This window comes from Leeuwenhoekiella sp. ZYFB001, from assembly GCF_011784865.1.
Taxonomy (GTDB): domain Bacteria; phylum Bacteroidota; class Bacteroidia; order Flavobacteriales; family Flavobacteriaceae; genus Leeuwenhoekiella; species Leeuwenhoekiella palythoae.
In genome coordinates, this window is sequence record NZ_CP050460.1 from 2,230,195 (window position 1) to 2,250,460 (window position 20,266).

At 43.5% G+C, this 20,266-nt stretch carries 12 protein-coding genes; 2 read left to right on the forward strand and 10 right to left on the reverse strand.

Going from position 1 to position 20,266, the window contains the following annotated elements:
- Positions 1-593: 593 nt before the first annotated feature.
- Positions 594-1,544, reverse strand: a complete 951-nt coding sequence (locus HCN54_RS09700; RefSeq protein WP_410503563.1) for a glycoside hydrolase family 43 protein — start codon at positions 1,542-1,544, stop codon at positions 594-596.
- A 182-nt stretch (positions 1,545-1,726) separates the two neighbouring features.
- On the opposite strand from HCN54_RS09700, the gene HCN54_RS09705 reads away from it, so the two are divergent.
- Positions 1,727-1,993 carry a YqiA/YcfP family alpha/beta fold hydrolase gene (locus tag HCN54_RS09705; protein ID WP_167597623.1) on the forward strand — a complete coding sequence of 89 codons (267 nt, stop codon included), beginning with the start codon at positions 1,727-1,729 and terminating at the stop codon, positions 1,991-1,993.
- A 1,315-nt stretch (positions 1,994-3,308) separates the two neighbouring features.
- Here the strand turns inward: HCN54_RS09705 and HCN54_RS09710 are convergent.
- The 7 genes from HCN54_RS09710 to HCN54_RS09740 form a co-directional block, all read right to left on the reverse strand.
- The gene (locus HCN54_RS09710; protein ID WP_167597624.1) at positions 3,309-4,445 is read right to left on the reverse strand and encodes a cytochrome-c peroxidase; all 1,137 of its coding nucleotides are present in this window, start codon (positions 4,443-4,445) and stop codon (positions 3,309-3,311) included.
- 17 nt (positions 4,446-4,462) lie between these two features.
- Positions 4,463-5,929, reverse strand: coding sequence for a hypothetical protein (locus tag HCN54_RS09715; RefSeq protein ID WP_167597625.1), 1,467 nt, complete (start codon positions 5,927-5,929; stop codon positions 4,463-4,465).
- Entirely contained in the window at positions 5,916-7,376 is a 1,461-nt protein-coding gene (locus HCN54_RS09720; protein ID WP_167597626.1) for a RagB/SusD family nutrient uptake outer membrane protein, read from the reverse strand. Before HCN54_RS09720 ends, HCN54_RS09715 begins: the two co-directional genes overlap by 14 nt.
- A 10-nt stretch (positions 7,377-7,386) precedes the next feature.
- Positions 7,387-10,743, reverse strand: a complete 3,357-nt coding sequence (locus HCN54_RS09725; protein ID WP_167597627.1) for a SusC/RagA family TonB-linked outer membrane protein — start codon at positions 10,741-10,743, stop codon at positions 7,387-7,389.
- Between the two features lie 9 nt (positions 10,744-10,752).
- Positions 10,753-11,865: a FecR family protein gene (locus HCN54_RS09730; protein WP_167597628.1), complete on the reverse strand. Its 1,113-nt coding sequence runs from the start codon at positions 11,863-11,865 to the stop codon at positions 10,753-10,755.
- A 70-nt stretch (positions 11,866-11,935) separates the two neighbouring features.
- Positions 11,936-12,547 carry an RNA polymerase sigma-70 factor gene (locus HCN54_RS09735; protein WP_167597629.1) on the reverse strand — a complete coding sequence of 204 codons (612 nt, stop codon included), beginning with the start codon at positions 12,545-12,547 and terminating at the stop codon, positions 11,936-11,938.
- Positions 12,548-14,720: 2,173 nt separating this feature from the next.
- Positions 14,721-15,365 carry a DUF6266 family protein gene (locus tag HCN54_RS09740; RefSeq protein WP_167597630.1) on the reverse strand — a complete coding sequence of 215 codons (645 nt, stop codon included), beginning with the start codon at positions 15,363-15,365 and terminating at the stop codon, positions 14,721-14,723.
- 565 nt (positions 15,366-15,930) lie between these two features.
- Here HCN54_RS09740 and HCN54_RS09745 point away from each other — a divergent pair.
- Positions 15,931-16,191 (forward strand): helix-turn-helix domain-containing protein, encoded by a 261-nt coding sequence (locus HCN54_RS09745; protein ID WP_167597631.1) that lies wholly within the window; start codon positions 15,931-15,933, stop codon positions 16,189-16,191.
- 104 nt (positions 16,192-16,295) lie between these two features.
- On the opposite strand, the gene HCN54_RS09750 is transcribed toward HCN54_RS09745, so the two are convergent.
- Both HCN54_RS09750 and HCN54_RS17450 read right to left on the reverse strand, forming a co-directional pair.
- The gene (locus HCN54_RS09750) at positions 16,296-17,552 is read right to left on the reverse strand and encodes an McrC family protein (RefSeq protein WP_167597632.1); all 1,257 of its coding nucleotides are present in this window, start codon (positions 17,550-17,552) and stop codon (positions 16,296-16,298) included.
- Positions 17,545-19,926, reverse strand: coding sequence for an McrB family protein (locus tag HCN54_RS17450; protein WP_205881681.1), 2,382 nt, complete (start codon positions 19,924-19,926; stop codon positions 17,545-17,547). The genes HCN54_RS09750 and HCN54_RS17450 overlap by 8 nt, the downstream gene beginning before the upstream one ends.
- Positions 19,927-20,266 lie beyond the last annotated feature (340 nt).

Here is a 20,266-nt window from a genome sequence, read left to right on the forward strand (position 1 = left end):
CTGTTTGCTGTTTGAAATACGAAAGTAGAAATACAAAATACCTCTTAAACGTCTTTTCGACCTTCGGGAGAAATCACATCTGCTGCGCACTTTGTCATAAGCCCTCATCCCCAACCCTTCTCCCGCAGGAGAAGGGAGCTTCTTTGCTAGTGAGATCTCTCCTAGCGTCGAGATGACTGCACACCTTTGAGAATGTTTTTATTCATACCCGAAGGGTTAGGGTTCTTTTTCTTCAGTATAGCAAGAGGCTCAGTTAAGAATTTCTGAAGCCTTGGAAGAAATTTAGGAGCCTTCTTGCGGTTTGCCTGATAAGGCAAAATACCTAAGAAAAAGGGTCTTTTCTTTTCTGCATCCGACGACCGCAGGGAGAGGAATGCACCTGTTGTGCTTTGTAATACTGTTAGTCGAATTAGTAATGGCAAAGAAAATGAATGAACATGATTTAAAACATAAATGTATCAAGCTAATAGTAATACATTAATACGAAGATCTCTCACCACCTATCCCAATGAATATAGAGAATGGTATCCCGCGTTGATGAGCACACACAGTTGAGAAATCACATCGTATTACATTGCAACCACGATCCCTGCTTACAACTTTATCTGTTTAAAACTATCTGGCACTAGTTCAAGTGTGCCGTCTTTCAAACGCAATTGAACACTACCGGTTTTACGCGGACCAACTTGATTCTTTGAGTTATGAGTATGCAGCACATAGCGCAGCATTCCGTTTTGATCTGTAAAGAGATCGCCGTGACCTATTCCCGGTTGTTGAGTAGTATTTTCACTGATTATGGGATTGCCTTTATACTTTGTCCAAGGCCCCAACGGATGGGTTGCTGTGGCATAGCCTACCGCATAATCAGGATTTCTGAAGTCATTAGCCGAATACATCAAGTAATAGGTTTTCCCCTTTTTAAAAACAGTAGGCCCTTCTGAAACCGGCCAATCGGTATTTTGTGTGTTTTCCCAACCTGTGGTGGCGTGTAAACATTCGTTTAGTGTTTCGGTTTTAATAGCTGAAAGATCTTCCGTTAGTTCAGCAACAAATATGCGGTTACCTTCTTGCAGACGCACATGATACAAATAGACTTTTCCACCATCAAAAAACACAAACGGATCGATCTGCTTTACCAATGCTGCTAAAGCAGTTCCGGAATTGGTAAAAGGTCCTAACGGACTATCAGCTGTTGCGATGGCGATCTGCTCGTTGGCGGTATACGCCATATAATAGCGTTCCTTATGCTTAAATACTTGCGGTGCCCAAAAGCCTTTGGTCCCAAAACCGGCTCCCTTCTTAAATGCATAACCGTCCGTTGCTCCCGCCGGACCCGACCAATGTTCCAAGTCGGTTGACGTATATACTAAAAATCCGGCTCCCGGTATTGTCGCATCCTCCTTGGTTCCATAGAGATAAAAGACACCTTCCTCTTCAAAGATCATTGGGTCTGCCAAAAGGATGTCATCTTCAGGTTGTTGGGCAACAACTGCACAATTTACAAGCAACAGAACTATAAGGCAAAAACGGATAGACAAAGGCACTGGTATTGATTTTTTAAATTAGCTATTTGTAAATATAAACTTCTTACACCAAGATCTTAGGGACTTCTTTTAAGCATCCTTAGGTTCGACTATCCCTTTCTATGAATTATTTACAAAGTGGCCTGTAAAACCGACGCGTTCTGACGCTTCCTCATACTACCTTTATAATATAAAATAAACCTATGAACATTCTTTACCTCCACGGATTAGACGGAAGCTTGAGCCAACCCAAGCGCAGTATCTTAGAACAGTATGGGGCTGTGTATGCGCCACAACTCGATTACCGTAACGAACCCAATTGTATGCGCTTGATTTATGAACAGTTTAAAGACCATAACATAGATCGCCTGATCGGAAGCAGTATGGGCGGTTATATGGGCTATTATCTATCAAATGCATTGGATTGTAAAGCCTGCTCTTCAATCCGGCATTGGCAGCACGCCCGGTAGAACAAGAACCCATGAATTTTAATCCACCTACGACACAGACCAAAACGCTCGTATAAGGTGCTGAGGATACTGTAGTTCCGCCGAAACAAACCCTGCAATTCTTAAGCAATCAAGCTTTATGCTGTGATTACCACATCAGCATACAACAAGGCTTGGCGCACCGCATTCCGATTACTATTTTTGAAACCGCGGTGCAACGCTTCTTTACTCACTTATGATCGCTGCCTAATATGTATTCCTTATTCTTAGATGATCTCCGAACACCGGAAATGATTTACCCGGCTTCCGCGGCTGAAACTTTTGTCGTGGTACGTAGTTGGCAAGGGCTATTGGATTATTTTTGTTGCTGATTTGTTATTCGGGATTGGGGAAATACGAAGTTAGAAATACGAAATACAAATAAGCAACGCACTGTCACTTCGAGTGATTCTCGAGCGCCTTAGCGCGAGAGGATTGTATCGAGAAGTCATATGAAGTCAGTAGTCCCGGTTGGCAGTTTGTTGTTTTCAGTTTACGGTTTGCTGTTTGAAATACACAAGGGTCTGTCACTTCGAGCGCATCCCGAAAGCTTTCGGGAGAGAAGCCTAGCTGATGAGATGCTGAAACAATCCCGATAGTTATCGGGACAGCACATCAGCTCTTATTCATAAGCGTTATACACTCATACCCGAAGGGTTGGATAAAATGAAAAATACAATAGTAGAAATACGAAATATCGCTTAAACGTCATTTCGACCATAGGGAGCAATTACACCTGCTGCGCACTTCATCATAAGGCCTCATCCCCAGCCCTTCTCCCGCAGGAGAAGGGAGCTCCCATGCGAGTGAGATCTCTCCTAGCGTCGAGATGACTGAACACCTTTGAGAAGGTTCTTATACATACCCGAAGGGTTGAACGCAATCAAAAATCCCTCGGTTCAGAATAGATGAAGGAAGCTCCGAAGGACAGGAGCGATAGCGACGCGGAGCTGACAAGGCGGTTTTTGCCTGGTAAGGCAAAAAATTCCTAAGCGAGGGCGTCGTTTCTTTTGGTTCGTTTTCTTTAGGCGAGTAAAGAAAATGAACAGAACATGGATTTAAAAATAAACTTTTATTCATCTTCCTTTCTTTTTGCATCGCCCAAAAAGAAACAATCCCGATAGTTATCGGGACAGCATGACAGCACTTATTCATAAGCCTTATACGCATTCTTACCCGAAAGGTTAAACACGATCAGCTCCCCTCCTCGTTGAGGATGATGGCAGCACGGCGCACGCCGTGTGCAACAGCTAGCGGGGTAGTATTGACACGAACGATCAAGAACCATCCCCTACTTTTACTTCGGTAACTTTGGTGCGCGAGTACGTAAATCACCGGAAATAAGCGTGTTTAAAAAGGCTTCTAAGGCATTCATCTCATCACGAGTAAGGTGGAGTTTTTGAAGGATGGGTGAGACTTCAGGGATCAGGGAATCCCGGGGAGTGCCCCGATAGCGTTTTTGAATCACTTGCGGATTTCCCAGATTATAATACTCTACCACATCACGCAAGCTTGGGAAATGTCCGTGATGCATCCAAGGGCCGGTACGCCCTACTTCGCGCAACGAGGGTGTTCTAAACTTTGCTATATCTGCCGTATCTCCGGTTACCGCAAATCTTCCGAAGTCTTCATCTTTGGTCCCAAACAATACCTGCCCATCGTTATGATACTGATTGTCGCTAAAATAACCACTATTATGACAATTGATACAGCGGGCTTTGGTACGAAACAAATGCAGCCCCAGCACTTCTTCATCGGTAAACTGATCTGCCTTGCCATCAATAAAGCGGTCAAACTTGCTGGTATGACTAATCAAGGTACGTTCAAACGTAGCAATAGCTTTTTGTATGTATTCTAAAGAAATAGTATCCTCCCCAAAAGCTTCCTGAAACAGGGGTTTATACCCTTCAACTTCAGCGATCTTGTCTACCGCCAGATTCAGGGTTTCATTCATCTCAACAGGATCGGCTATAGGAAAACGTGCTTGATCTTCCAGGCTGCTTGCACGCCCATCCCAAAATAACTCGTGCGCAAAAGCGGCATTCATAATGGTCATCGCATTACGCTTTCCATTTTGGCGGTCGTGCCCAAAAGAACGCGTGAGGTTATCCGTCCATCCCAATTCTGAATTATGACAAGAAGCACACGCTATTTGTCCGCTAACTGAAAGTCTAGGATCAAAGAACAGCTTCTTCCCGAGATCAGCCTTTGCTTTGGAGTACGGATTATCTTCAGGAAAAGGCACTTTGTCCAGATGGCCTATTTCTTGAAAATTGACGATGCTGCTGTCTAGATTGGGTGCAGGCCAGCGCTGCGGATCTCCCGAAGCATATACTTCACGAAGTTCGGCGATGCTGAAATATTCTTCCTGCTTCGTTTCCTTACAAGAACTCAAACAAAGCAACACGAGACACCATACAGACAGCTTATACATAATCAAAGAATTAAAATTTAAAGAGTGATCTCTGCCACACACGAATTACCAGACAAGTCTGCCGGGTCATCATAACCGCGATCACTATAGATATAATATTCTGAAGTGATAATTCCGCCGTACAGGGCATCATTGGTCACCCGCAGTTCTAGTTGCATTTCCCAAAGGTCTTCACTTACCTGACGGTAGCTTCCACTTCCTGAAATAGCCAGTTCAAACAGTTCGCCATCCCGGTTTGAAATAGTTAAGAACTGCGGAATCACCGCCACACTCCCTTGAGTGGTGCTGGTTCCGTTTTCGGGATAAAATTCAATAGCTGCATCGATATTAAAACCCGGTGATGCCGAAGCATCGGTGGCTTCATTATCAAACCAACGCTGCAGATTGAACGGATTGGTGGTTCTACCGGCCAATGGGGATCTAAACCCAATGCGATAAGCATCGTAATAAATATCATCACTAGGGTCTGCCGTGCCATTGTCTGAGCCTAAGATCGCGTTAGGATGGTCTGCATCTACCTCAACCGGTACTGCAAAAGCCGTCCAAGCACGCCAACTGCATACACCATCATTATCGTGATCCATCCAGTTTTCGCCACGAACTAAATAATACTGGTTACTGGTATCATAAAAATGCGAAGCCGGATTGGTAGCACGATCGCGGTCGGTTTGTATGGGTTTGATCACCAAAAGATTGGCATTCCCCGAAATGCTATACGCCGCTTGTTCTTGTAGGCTGATAATAGTCTGAAAATTAACATCAGAAGCACTCAAGTCCTCGTTTATGGTCAAGCTATACTGAATAAAATCAGTTCCCTGCTCGGTACGCTCCAAGGTATAGTCAAACCCATTTAAGAAGCTGAAAAGCGCTGCTTCATCTACCTCATCTTCAATATAGCCGTTAGGGAATTCTACACGAAAATCTACCGTTTCTCCCAGTGTTCCTGTAAGATCTATTCTGCTTGTGTTGAATTGATAGGTCGTGTTCACCGCACCTAAAGTAACTTCAAAGCGATCGCCAACCGTAGCATCGTTCAATGCTCCTAACTGAATGCTAGGATCAGAAACTCCGGTGAGACTAAAGGTTAAGCTTTCGCCAATACTCCAGCGCTGACTAAAACGCACCTCGATGGTATCAGTAGGTTGCGCAGCTGTAAATTGAAGTTCTTCAGGTTGCACCTCATAGGCTGTATCAGGCAAGTCACTGTTTACACTGTACGTAGCGGTCACCGTTTCCTTTAGTTCACTGGCACTCAACACCACAGGGATCTTTAAGGTGCGCAAGGAGGTATTTTCATACGTTGCTACCGGTAAAAAACTTCCACTTACTTCAGGGTATTCAAGAGGTTCTTGATTGTTGTTGACCAAAAAATTAAAACGCAACGATGCCGGCAGGTCTTGATTTTGCTGATTGCTCAAATCATCATCGGTACATCCTAAGATAAGGGCTAATGCCAAGAGAAATAGTAGTTTAGTAGCCTTCATTTTGTATCAAGTTTGCGTTGAGATTAATAGTACTTTGCGGGATAGGGAGCACAAAAAAGTTGGAGGGATAGTTCAGACTACAAGCAGTCGACAGACAACCGTCATTGCGGTTGACATCACGTCCCAAGCGTTTCAGATCAAAAAAGAGTTGGTTCTCAAAAGCGAGTTCGCGTCTGCGCTCTAAAAACAATTCTTCCTCGAGATTCTCAGTTGTTACTAAAGCAGGTAGGCCCGCACGCTCGCGTATCGCATTCAGGTTGCTCAGCGCGGCATCGGTATTGTTGCGTTGGTAAGCAGCTTCTGCAGCGATCAGGTATTGCTCGCTCAAGCGCAAGAGAGGATTCCCGGGATTCCCCTGAAACTTTCCGGTGAAATAATACGGGCGATTGACCAATTGCTCATTTTCTAACGTGGGTAATTCCTGCTCCACAAACAGCGCCCCACGTATATCTTCAGCAGCATATAGGTCAAGCAGGTCTTGAGAAGCTACATAGTCTGCATAGCTGGTTGCACTGCTATATCCGTATTGCGCAGCCCTACTCGCACCAATGGCGCCATCAGCGTCTACCGGAACTGATAGCTCCAATAAGATCTCCGATACCGGTTGCAGCGGTGCTTCCCAAGACTCCAGATAACTTTCTTTAGGCGTAAGCGTCACCCCTGAAGTTGCGATCACTTGCGTAGCGTGAGTATATGCATTCTCCCAGGCGCCTTGAGCCAGGTAAACGCGCGCCAGCAAGGCTTCGGTACTCATGGCTCTAAAATACGAGTATGCGGGGCCTTCCAGAATGGGAGCATCGGGAAACAGATTGAGTGCTTGTTCCAGATCGGCGACAATGGCCGTATAGGTTTCCTGCAATCCTAAACGCGGCGCGTAATCTAAGGTTTCCTGCAGCGTTTCAGTTTTATAAACGATTCCCGGCATATCAGCTTCGGGATAGTTGGTGTCCTGCGCATATACCTGCAGGAGTGCAAAATGCATCAGCGCCCGTACGCTCAATGCTTCGGCAGCAATAGCATCCCGTTCTGTAGCGCTTAAATAAGCTACTGCATCTAGGTGTTCTAACAGCAAGTTGGCCGCAGCGATCGTTGAATAACTGTTTCCGTAAAACGATTCCAGCTCGCTCTCTAAAGCCGTATCGCTAAAGTTATACACCTGTTGGACATTAAAAGGTACGCTGAGTTCGCCCTGATTGCTTCCTGAGGCTGTGGGCGAGAATTTTAAATTTCCGCCCTGCAGATCCGCATAAACCGTATAACGCTCAAAACGCAAGGTGCTTTCCATCAAGGAATACATGCCCGTTACAGCTTCTAGCATACCCTCACGGGTAGCCAACTGTTCATCAATCGAGATCTGACTTCCCGGTTGTTGTTCTAAAAAGTCACTGCAGCCTACCTGTACGAGCAGCAGCAACAAAAGACTTGTAGTATATCGTAATTTTTTCATCTTCATCTGTTTAAAAGCTGGTTTTAACCCCTAGTGAAATCGTGCGTGCCTGCGGATAGGTAAAACGAAATTCACGAATTCCGTTGCGGCCTTCCGGTGATTCATCTTTATACCAATAGGCTACATTAGACACATCGAGAAATACCGAAAGTTGGTCTACAGGAACCCTTAGTGTTCGTACCGGTACGTTGTACGTCAAGTTGATGTTACTCAGTTTGACAAACGTCGCATCGTATACATATTTACTCATATTTGGGGTTGTAGGATTGCTACTGCTCACTAAAGGCTGTAAGGCTGAGGTGTCTCCCGGGCCTCTCCAATAGTCAAACGCATTGACCGAAAGATTACGGTTTGTAGTGAGGTTGTACTGTGAGATCAGTTGGTAATCGGCCAAGTACTCCCCGCCTATTTGGTACGAACCTCTCACGCTCAGGCTTAAACTGTTCCCAAACTGAAAACTGGTGCTGAAGCCACCGTATGCATCAGGCTGACTGTCGCCAATAGGTTCCCAGTTGGCTTCAGTAAATAAAGAGCGGTAAGTGGCAAGGTCATAAACCTGATCGTTGTAGCGAATCAAGTCTCTTCCTGTTGCCGGATCAATACCTACCCAGTTCAGTCCCCAAATGGCCGAAGTACTATAACCGATGCGCTGTGCCAAAGCCCGAGCTGCAGTAGAATAATCGCTACCCAACCCAACTAGGTCGGTTACTTCATTTTTTAGGGTCGCTATATTGAAACTGGTATTCCATTTAAACTTTTTACTGTCTATCCATTGTATACGCGCACTAAACTCTAGTCCGGTGTTGTACATCTGCGCAGCATTGAGCTGTAGACTGCTAAACCCGTTTTCTGATGGAATATCACGCGAGGTGATCAGGTCTCTCAAATCGTCGTAATAGTATTCTGCCGTAAGCTGTAAACGCCCAAACAGATTAAGATCGAGCCCGGCGTTGTACTTGAGGTTGCGCTCCCAGCTTAACTGCGGATTGGGTGCAGCACTGGGCGTTGCTTCCGTCAGGCCATTGTAGCCCGAGTTGATGCTGCGGTTGTATAAGCCCAAAGCACGGTACGAACCAATACGCGAGTTGCCGGTGCTTCCGTAACTGGTGCGCAGTCTTAAAAAGTCTAACCAAGGGGTGTTGTTTAAAAAGTTTTCTTTAGACACTACCCAGCTTAAACCGGCACCGCCGTTGTAGGCAACATTGCTATCGCTCCCAAACACCGAACTCTCATCTCTTCGGAAGTTGGCTAAAAAGAAATACTTGCCTTTATAATCGTAATTCAACTGCCCGTAAAACGAAACGCGCGAGCTGTTATTGATATCGGCACGGTAGGTTTGATTGCTGAAACGATCATCGGCATTTGTATCGGGATCGTCATCCTGAATGGCATCGGCAACGGCATTGATCCTATCAGGATTTGTAAATCCGGTTCCTGAAGCATACTCCAGATCGGTTTGCTCCTCACTCAGTTCGAGTCCGCCCAGAACATCAAAACCGTGATCACCCCACTGTTTTTCATAAAAGGCTTGTGTTTGCCAGTTCCATCGGGTGCTGTTACGGCTGTTGATAAGGCGACGCCCCCAGCGTGGGTAGGTTGCTCCATCGAGTACAAAGGTTCCGTTACCTCTTCCGCTTTCATTAGCTCCTGAGAAATACCGGTCTTGTTCCTTATCTTTATAATCCAAGCCGAATAAAGACGAAATCTTTAAGCTTTCGGTTACCTTATAGTTGACATTAAAGCTTCCTAAGAGTCCGTAACCGGTGTTATCGTTTCGGTTTTGTGCGATGGCCGCTAGCGGATTGGCCACGGTATTTACACCAAGTAAGGCAAAGGAGCCGTCTTCATTATACGGACTCAAGCGTGGTACGAAAGCATAACCGTAATAAATGTTGGGCTGTGTACGTTGCTGATAATTGGGAGAAAGGGATAAGCGAAAGTCTAACTTCCCAAGGTCGTAACCCAAATTGATGTTGGCATTGATCTGTTTATTTTCATTCCCCATTTGTGGCTCATCGATATCCAGATAGGTCACACTCGCCCGGTAGTTGAAACGTTCTGAAGCGCCCGAAGCACTCAGGTTGTATTTAGTATATACGCCGGTAGTATTTAAGAGGTCAAACCAGTTAGTATCTATCCCGTTCTCGGGAAGTAAGGTCCCGCCGGTATTGCGTAAAAACTCATTGCGCAGTTGGGTGTATTGCGGTCCGCTTAAATACTGAATTTGGTTGATTGCTTCAGAGACCCCAAGCTGGGTAGAAAAGTTAAAACGGGTTTTGCCACGTTTTCCTTTTTTGGTGGTAATGATGATCACTCCGTTTGCACCATCAGCACCATAGATCCCTACCGCTGCAGCATCTTTTAATACGTTGATGCTCTCAATATCTCCGGGAGCGATCTTAGACAACGGATTAGTAAAAGATTCTCCGGCTACCCCTGCACCATCAAAAAAGTTATTATCAATCCCGGTTTCTTCGGTCATAATGACTCCATCAATAATGATGAGCGGCTGGGTAGAGGTTCCTAATAATGCATTGTTCAACGGTGTTAATGAACCCTGGCCACGAATATCGATGCGCACCGGTTCACCCACACCCGACGTATTTTCCACCAAAACCCCGGCAACCTGCCCTTCCAGCATTTTATCAATACTTTCAGAAGCCTGCTCAACAGGGATCTCATCGTCGGTAACGGTGACGATACTTCCTACCACTTCCTCCTTAAGCTTTTGGGTTCCGTAGGACGAAGTGATCACCACCTGATCCAGCTCGCTCTGGGCTTCTTGCAATTGAATGTTCAATCGGCTTTGCGATCCTAAGGTCACCACCTGCGTTTCCATCCCCAAGTATTTTACTTCTAACTGAACCGCATCAGGATTTGCAGCTTGCACCAAGTATTTAAAGTTACCGTCTGCATCAGTCATCGCTCCACGCCCGGTACCCAGTACCATCAAGGTCGCTCCGGGTAGTGGATTGCCTTGCGCATCTGTAACGGTCCCTTGCAGCATTCGGCTTTTTTGTGGAGCGGTAGTTCTTTTTTTAGACTGCAAGAGCATGACCTGCTTCCCTTTAAGCTCATAGGTATAGGGCAAGGATTTGAATAAGTTTTTTAAAAGTGTGGTTAAGTCCTGAGGAGTAGCAACCTCAGCTATTTGGGTATCCATATTGATCTTCCCTGCGTTATAAACCACGCGATAGTCACTTTGTGCCTCAATTGCTTCCACCAATTGGTTCAACGTATTTGGAGTACCGCTGGCAGGCAAACTGATTTGCTGTGCTTGAACTGCTGCCGAAAAGCAAAGCAAGAACAAGGCAATAACCCACACCGGATGTGTTACGCACCACCGCTTCTGTGTAATGTTTAGCATGTTAATAGATTAGTTGATTGTATTGGGTTTAGTGATTGTAATGTTGTTGTCTTCAATGTGATATTCAAAAGCCGTATCCAATTGAAGCAACTGCAAGAGGTCTTCAATAGGGACATCCAGTTTGAGCGTACCGCTAAAGCTTTGCTGGCCTAATTGCGTATATCGGTTGATGATCTGCACGTTGTAATGCCGCTCAAGGGTTTTAAACAGTTGCGCACTTGGAGTATCGTTTAACATGAGTTCGCCATAGATCCACGCGATCTTAGGCGCTACCTCTACCTGTTGCTTGCTCAACTGTTGAGTAGCCGTATGGTAATACGCCATCTCGCCCGGCACTAGACGTAACCCCTCTTTGCTGTTGAGCGCTTCAACGAGCACACTTCCTTCCTCTAGGGTCGCCGTAATATGCTGGGTGTCGGGATAGGCTTCTACATTAAACCGGGTTCCCAATACGGCTATCGTCATCGGCCCCGCAAGTACTTTAAAAGGTTTTTCAGCATTCTTAGCCACTTCAAAAAAGCCTTCTCCACTAAGTTGCACTACACGGATACTGTCTGCAAATACGTTAGGAAAGCGCAGGCTACTGCCCGCATTAAGGTGTACTCGGGTTCCATCGGCCAGTACCACCTTATAAGTTTTTCCGTAAGGCACTTTAAGGTATTGCTGCATTTGTGTGTTTCCTTCTGCCTGTTGGCTATAATCTAGTTGTCCTCCCGAGGCCTGTGCTAAGGGAATCCCGCTTGCGGTCGTGATCTGGGTAATCCCGGAATCTTGTAAGGTATACGTAGCGGCATCAGGCAGTGCTAACACCACCTCAGGTGTGGCAGTGGGCATCCCGGGAGTACGCGTGATATACCACGTGAGTGCGCCGCCCAACAGGAGTACCAAGATCGCAGCGTATTGCCACAGCTTCGTCTTTTTCTTTTTCGTAGGAAGCTGCGGACGGTAGGCCTTCAAGGTAGCGGCATCCATCGGTTCCTCTGCCGTTAAAGCCCAGGCGATTTTTAAGCGAATGAATTCACGTTTATGTTCCGAGTCTGCTGCGATCCACGCATACACCGCTTCGATCTCTACTTCGCTGGCTTCGTTATTAAAGTATTTATATAGAATAATGCGTTCCATTGCTATTTAAAGCGGGTTTATCTTACGTACAACTCAGCATTCGCAAACCCTATGTTAAATTGTGATTTTTTTAAGACTGACCCAATATCAGGGCCACAACGACCGCCGGTAGGTAGTCGCTTAAAGCTTGACGAAGATGGCTTAATGCCCGTGTCATATGGGCTTCCACCGTTTTTACAGAAATCTGAAGTTCTGCTGCGATCTCTGTGTTTTTTTTATGCTCCATACGCTTCATTTTAAAAATGGTTTGCGTTTGAGTGGGTAATTCGGCTATAAACCGATTGATGCTTTCCTGAAGTTCGTTTAAGCTGAGACTGTCATAGTCCATTGCCTGAAGCACCTCTAGATTGATGGCTTGCTCCTGCTCAGCCAACTTCTGGTTTTCGTACTTCCGTACCACCTGCTGATGCTTGATCAGATTCAGGCACTTGGAGCGTGCGGCGGTGTATAAAAAGGAAGGGATGCCGCCGGGCGTATCCAGCTTCTCCCTGCTCAGCCAAAGATTTACAAAGGCTTCCTGCGCTATGCTGCGCGCCTGTTCCTCGTCGTAAACAAACTGTTTACAAAAACCCGTTAAAGCGGGATAATGCCGCTCAAAAAAGTACGTAAACGCCTGTTCGCTTCCATTCTTCAATTGGGAGAACACTAAAGATTCAGCAGTGTGATCAGGTTTAGGGGACATGATAGGAAAACTAAGATGCAAATATACTCATTATTTAGAACGAGAATAAATAACTATTACTTTTTAAAATAGGAAGTTTAGTTAGGAGTGGCAGTTGTTATTCTATTGTTTGTTGTTTGGGATTTGTTATTCCGGATTGGGGAAATACGAAGTTAGAAATACGAAATACAAATAAGTAACGCACTGTCACTTCGAGTGATTCTCGAGCGCCTTAGCGCGAGAGGATTGTATCGAGAAGTCATATGAAGTCAGTAGTCCCGGTTGGCAGTTTGATGTTTTCAGTTTGCTTGTTTTCAACGTTACCGCGCTACCTGTCCCAACGAAGATTGGGAATGGTATTGCGTGTTCCGTATAATCTAAATACTAGTTCATAAACCAAAGGAGTAGCTCCCTTACTTGGAAGGAAGGGTTGGGGATGGATGTTAAATAAGAAACTAAAACATCCCTCTAAATCTCCCTTCAAAGGGAGACTTGGCTTATTGACTTTTTATAAAACACGGTGAACTCAAGTATTTTTTGATAGCAATAGAAAAACGAAATACAGAGTTCAGTTGGCAGGGGTAGTGGGCAGTTGTTATTCCATTGTTTGTTGTTTCTGATTTGCTATTCGGGATTGGGGAAATACGAAGTTAGAAATACGAAATACAAATAAGCAACGCACTGTCACTTCGAGTGATTCTCGAGCGCCTTAGCGCGAGAGGATTGTATCGAGAAGTCATATGAAGTCAGTAGTCCCAGTTGGCAGTTTTCTGTTTTCAGTTTGCTTGTTTTCAACGTTACCGCGCTGCCTGTCCCAATGAAGATTGGGAATTGTATCACATATTTTAGAGTTGGACAACTATCCGCACCTCTAACGCGATCAGCTCCCTCCTTGATGAGGAGGGGTGGCAGCGAAGCGCACGCGGTGCGCAGTAGCTGACGGGGTGGTGTTGCCGCAACTGTACTAGACCCCCCCTGCCCTGCTACGCGGGCTTTCCCCTCCTTCAAAAGGAGGGGAGCTTTGTTGTATTCTATTATTAATAATCCTTGTAATGTGATGCTGAAACAATCCCGATAGTTATCGGGACAGCATGACAGCTCTTATTCATAGGCGTTATACGCATTCATACCCGAAAGGTTGGATAAAATAAATAATACGAAAGTAGAAATACAAAATATATCTTGATGTTCGCGCGCGATTGTATCGCGTGTTTATGAGCAAGCACAGTCATTTCGACCATCGGGAGAAATCACATCTGGTATACTCTTATTCATAAGCGTTATACGCATTCATACCCGAAGGGTTAAACGAATCAAAAACTCCCTCGGTTCAGAATAGACACAGGAAGCTCCGAAGGACAGGAGCGGTAGCGACGCGGAGCTGACAAGGCGGTTTTCGCGATAGCGAAAAATTCCTAAGCGAGGGGCTCTTTTCTTTTGTTACTTTTCTTTGGAGAAGCAAAGAAAAGTAAAGAACAAGAATAAAGATACACTTTCTGTTCTTTTGCCTTGATGCCAAAGAACCAAAAAATCAAGGCTTATTTTTAGATCTTTCAAAACTACGCAAACGCCTTTGCCTGCGGATAGCAAACCGCTGCGCTAGGCTATCCTCCACTGCCCAACGCTGCGGCGTCCGCTTGTTTTACTACAGATCTAAAAAGTAGGCCAGTTTTTATTCAGTTGGCAGTTACAGTATTCAGTAAGCAGAATACTTATTTAAATCAATAAGAAGACGCTCTTATTCATAAGCGTTACACACTCATACCCGAAAGGTTTGATACAATTTAAAAATACAAAAGTAGAAATAAGAAATACCTCTTAAACGTCATTTCGACCATCGGGAGAAATCACATCTGATATACTCTTATTCATAAGCGTTATACACACTCATACCCGAAGGGTTAAGCTTCCTTTTGGTCAGTATAGCGAGGGTATCCCGTTAAGAATTTCTGAAGCCTTGGAAGAAATTTTGGGATGCGCTTGCGGTTTTTGCGATAGCAAAAAATACCTATCCAAAAGGCGTCGTTTCTTTTGGTTCGTTTTCTTTAGACGAGTAAAGAAAATGAACAGAACATGATTTAAGGTAAAACCTATCAAACTAACCTTAGGAAGCTCCTTGCATTAAAAGCCGAAAAAGAAAAGATATATAGAAAAACCTGCAGTACACCTGCAGGTTTCCTCCTCCTCTTGAATCCTAGATCAAAGTAACAGCACCCAAATACACACTGGTAGCGGCTTCTTTTTCATCGGCGGTGACGAAGGTTGCGTAGAGCTGGACCTCCATCCCGGCGAGATAAGCCGGAAATTGCAAGGTATCTGTCGTGGCATCTCGTTGTATACCGTCGTTAAAGATCAACGCGCGGTTAAGCGATTCCACATACCCGATCGCGATGAGCAGATCATCAGCTTGGGCAAAGCCCTGCCCGCTGTTGTCTTCCCAGGTTAGGGTGATCTGTTCGCCTGCGGCCGGTGCTGCTGCCGGATTCGCCAAACTCTGCAAATCCCCTTTACTGATGAGCACCCTGGGATAGTCTATCGTAAACCCACCCGACCCGTCGGGGATCACCACCTCTCTAATAAAATAGGAGGTCGCCAGGTTATAGATACTCTTATCCTGCTGGTTGCTCCCAAAGTAGCGCGACACCACGCTCTTGATGGGATTGAGAAAGCGTACCGCTGCCGCAAAGCGCAGACGTTGTTCTACCTGTGCTGTGGTGGGTACTTTGTTGCTAGGTGCCGGTAAGCTGCGCATCACATTTTTGCCGCGCCAGCGGGTCCCGATCACTGACCCTACTTTACCTGAGAAACCGCCCAGAATTCCTTTGTCATAAGTTGCCATAATAATGGATTTTTAAGTTAGACAATTGGTTTACAGGAGCTAAAGTAGCAGCAGCATGTTCCAAAACCAAGATACGCTCGAGCCTCGCCCGGCGCGGTATGGGCGTGCGTTGGGTAAGCGAGTAGGAACCGTTTTGTGCATAGTCTGGCATACAGTTGCACATAGCTGCAGGCAGTTCCAAAAAAAACAGGGGTTTCCTTCGGTATTGGTTCGGTATTCCTTCGGTATTGGGTTGGTTGTTTTTGGGGCAGGTTTTCCCCGCGCTTAGGTAGTGTTCTTAAAAAATAGGGTCTTGACCGAACGAAGTACGAAGCAAACCGGGAGCACAACCGTAAAAAACACGCAAAACACTGTTTTACAGAATTTTACAGTTAATTTGAGATCGTTTTTGGTTAAAATAGGAGAAGCCTTGCTTTGGTATGCCATGTATCTTAGTAGTCCCTCTTGATCATTAGAAGCTTTAACTAGCTTCTCGCCCGATAGTCATCGGGATGCACTCCCCTTCACCTGGTACAGGTGTGTGCTGTTGTGTAGTGTATTAACCTTGCCTTGTGGCGTAAATTAAATGGATATGAAGAACATCAACAACCACAAAGCCCCTAAACCCGAGATCGTATTATTAACCGATGCCGATTTGGTACGGCTGTTTCACGTGACGCCCTCCTGCCTGTACCGCTGGCGACGTAAGAATGTCTTGCCCTTTTTAAAGGTGAGCTACTCGGTGTATTACATCAAAGATGAGATCGAGACCTTTTTACGGCATAGAAGCCGGATGAACCGACTGCGGCAGGAGGATCTGGATGCTGACCCAGAAACCAAAAAGTAAGCTTTTAAACCCCTGCGCTGCGTGTTGTGGAGCGGGGGTTTAAATATAATTACACAAGAGCATCTGAAAATTACTGTTTTTAAGAACCTAATGCTTTTGCACTATTAGCTTGTTGAAAAGATCTGGTTATCCAACTCTTTCTTAAAGTCTTCACCTAATTGTTTATTCAAGGAATCATCACTATTTAATACAGATACGGTAGCTATACCGCATTGGTGATTATCATTGTCACCGATTTTTTCAAAGCCACTTAGGTTTATAGTACTAGCTGTGTTAGCAGGATATAGTAACAACGCACTAGCTGATTGCCAATACTCGTTGTACACATACATTTGTCTAAGGTCATGTGTTGAGGGTTTATTGTGCTCGATGACTTTCCATTTCGTATCAATGATTAGCTCCGTTTTATCACCATTCATAATAACAATATCAGGTCTTATCGTGATACCATTCCAAAGAACTTTCTTACGCTGACCCAATACGCGATACTGCTCTTCTTTAAAGGCTCTTTTCAGCTGAACTAGAATATACTCTTCCCACAGATTGTTCATGTCAAACAGCAAGGCGATCATCTTCTCCGAACCACTTTTTACATTTGGCGAATACTGTAGTATTATAAATCGGGCGATTTTTAGAGCAGTGATATAGGGTTGTTCTTTACGACCTAATACGAGTTTATCAAATGTTGCCGCTGTTGCGTGAATATTCCTTACCTCAGGAAAATCTAATTGGATCGCTTTGCATTTCCCATATAAATAGCCGCCTCGCGTAAACTGCTCTATGATACTTAGCGCTTGATTTAGAATTTGATGAATTAAATGGTTAGTATCATACACCTGATGCTCTGTGTAAAAGCGTTCTTTATGAACTAAATTTTGAGATACTTGTTTTGCAAAAACAAGCTTTCCTTTAAGGGTGTTGAGATTGCCCTGTCTACGGTAATATTTTTTAATCAGTCCTTGATACAAGAGCTTTTGCACCTCCTTTAAATACCACTCAAAATAAATATCCAACAGATGCTTACTTTGCTTAGTAACATTGGCGTGATCTACCTGATTGACCTTAAGTTTTTTAGTTACTTTGAGCATCTCAATCAAGGCTTTTTGCCAAGCATCCTTATTCCCGCTCGAGCGGTCTGCCTTAGGTAAAACCTCTATACAAACATCAGCTACTTGTAAAACGCCTACATACTGCTTGAAGATTATTTTCTTATGGCCAACTGTAAAGTATTTGTTATTGTGCAATTCATTGAGCTTGACCAAAGCATCAAAATGCTTTTTATTAAATACAGCCTTACCTCTAGTCGTACCGATTTTTAAACTATCATATTCAAAAACTTGTATGGGATTACGACTATGCATTGCTTGTTAACTGTTCTAATGCATTGCCTATATTAAATTGCTCATTGATCGGAATTAACTCATAGCGCTCGGAAATCTCAACACTATCATTAGTATCCTTAAACTTTGCGAATATCTTGTCATCTACTTGTCCTGCTTGTTTAACAAAGCCTTCCCCTAACACTAAACCAATCCTACTATAATCCCCGTAAAAATATTCTTGTAGGAGTGGGATGATGTTATCCTTAAACACTTGCTTGAGTGCTTCTTCTTTATTGGTTGCATCTTTCACTTTAAAAAAATACGAATGACCAATAGTATGATCGCGATCTAAAAGAGCCTCAATCCTTAAATTTATAATTTCTAATACCTCCTTAAGATCAAAACCAGCGACCGCAATGGCAGCAAACAATTCTGGTTGCGGCATAATCTCTTCAAACGAAAAGCGTCTGCGCAAGGCCGTATCTAAAGCTTCAACACTTCGGTCTGCGGTATTCATAGTACCTATAAGGTAAAGGTTAGGTGGTACACCAAATTCAGTTCGACTGTATGGCAATTTCACTTTTAATTCATTTTCCTCTCCCAAGCGCTTATCTTTTTCAATTAATGTAATCAGCTCACCAAAAATTGCCGATACATTACCTCGATTAATTTCATCTATAAATAAGGCATAGTTGTTCTCAGGGTCTGCTTTTGCTTTAAGCGCCAATCGTTTGAATATCCCATCTTGTATTTCATACTCCAGATCCGTGCTTTGTTCTTCCATTTTGGGTTTTATACCTTCTACAAAATCTTCATATCCAAACGACTGGTGAAAGGTTACAAACTCATAGTTCTTAATTATTTTTCCTGCATCGGGTTTGTAGTTTTTCCACTTTTCTAATATTTCTAGAGCTTCCGGATATTGTTCTTTTAAAAGTTCTTTTTCTATTCTCCAATTTGAAGATTGATCTTTATAAAATAGCTGCGGTTCACTGCGTGCCTTTACATTTACATTCGGACAATTTAATACCGTGTGTGCCTGCAGACGACTCCACAAAATGGGTTTAATAGTCTTTGCGCTTGAAAGGCGCTCTTTGGCTCTAACAATCTCATGATTCAAAATGTCATTAGAATTAGATAGTCCTAAATCCTGTAGCGCAACCGCAAAGGTTTGCCACCAAGTCAAATCTGCAACCAGATTTTCTAAATTCTGCTCTTTGGTTAAACTACTTTCAGAAACCGTAAACTGACCAAAATATTCACGCTGTAGTTTAAAAGTCTTACCTGTACCCGGTGGGCCATATAAAATCCTGTTCAATGGAAAATTTTTCTCTTCATTCATTCTCGATAAGGTTGAAGTTGATAGGTTACTTTCTAGATTTTTAAGACGTCTATATTGAGGCATTAAATTTTTGATGTCTTGTTTAGTGCGTTTTATTAAATCAAGCCATCCTGATACGCTTTCTAAAGGATATCTACACACTATTTCAGAGGAATTAAATTCTCCGCGCTCTTTAAAGTACTTCTGCCTTAAAGTAGAGCTATCGGCTAAACCCACGGTATCAATTTTAACTTCAAAATGATATACTGAAATACCCACAGTAAACGCCAGCCACTTTGCTTCAAAGTCTTCCTTAGATGGATATATTCTACTCCATATATACCCATCAAAATTATTAGCTTGATTGGTAGGCTTTTTTACTGTTTTGGCTACACCATTAGGAAACAAATCTCTCTTTACTTGTTTCGCCCAATGTTCATTCTTGACATAAGCTTCCCTTAAAAGATCATATTTTCGTTTAAGTTCTTTATCTGCTTTATTATAGCTTAAGCCTCTGGTTTCTTGTAAAACATCAAACTCACTTTTATTAAAAAAATGTATTTTATGAATACTACCTAATTCATTTAACGCACTTAGATCACTGTAAACTAAATGTTTTAGATAATTATTGGTCGTTCGTGCTTCTCTGTTCCACTCTGTAAGTTTTGAATCCTTTATTTTAGTATACAATGATTCTATCTGCTGCATATTTTCAGCAAGTATAGTACTAGGAATATCATTCCAAGATCTTACTACAAATCGTTCTAAACTTGTATGATCTGCAAATTTAAAAGTGCTATGATGTTCTAAGGCTATTTCATTATTTTTAATAAAGTTCTCGTCAAGAACAAAACCTATAATTGGCATTCCCCCTTCTTCTTTATAGGCTAGAATATTTGGCTTACCTAAAATCATCATCGCCTCCTCAGGGTTGGTTCTGAGCGCCAGCCTTAACTTGGTAGCATCAATTGCTACATGCTGTACTACTTGATAAGCATGATGGAGCCACTTATCAAAAAGCTCTTGGTGTTTTACACGCAGATCCCAAAACTTAAATAAGTCTTCTTTTTCTTTCTGTAAATATTCGATCATTTTATTTTTTTAATTAGTTGTACTCCAACCACTCCATAATGATTCACTTTTTTGCTTTACCCATTTTATATCCAAGCCCTTTTGAAGCGTTTTGGAGTGTTTCTTTGCTTGCGATGGTGTGTTTAGCGTATTATGCCATTTCTCTATATGCATTAAGTTACACTCGTGTTGTCAGTTCGAGTGCTTTTTGAAAGCCTGAGCTTTTAAAAAGTGTATCGAGAACCAGTAGAACTATATAGCTTCTCGACTGCGCTCGAAGTGACACGCTAACTATTCTCCACAATCTCAATTTACTCGTGTCATTCTATTTTACGTGAACTCGTGAATCAGAATTTAATAG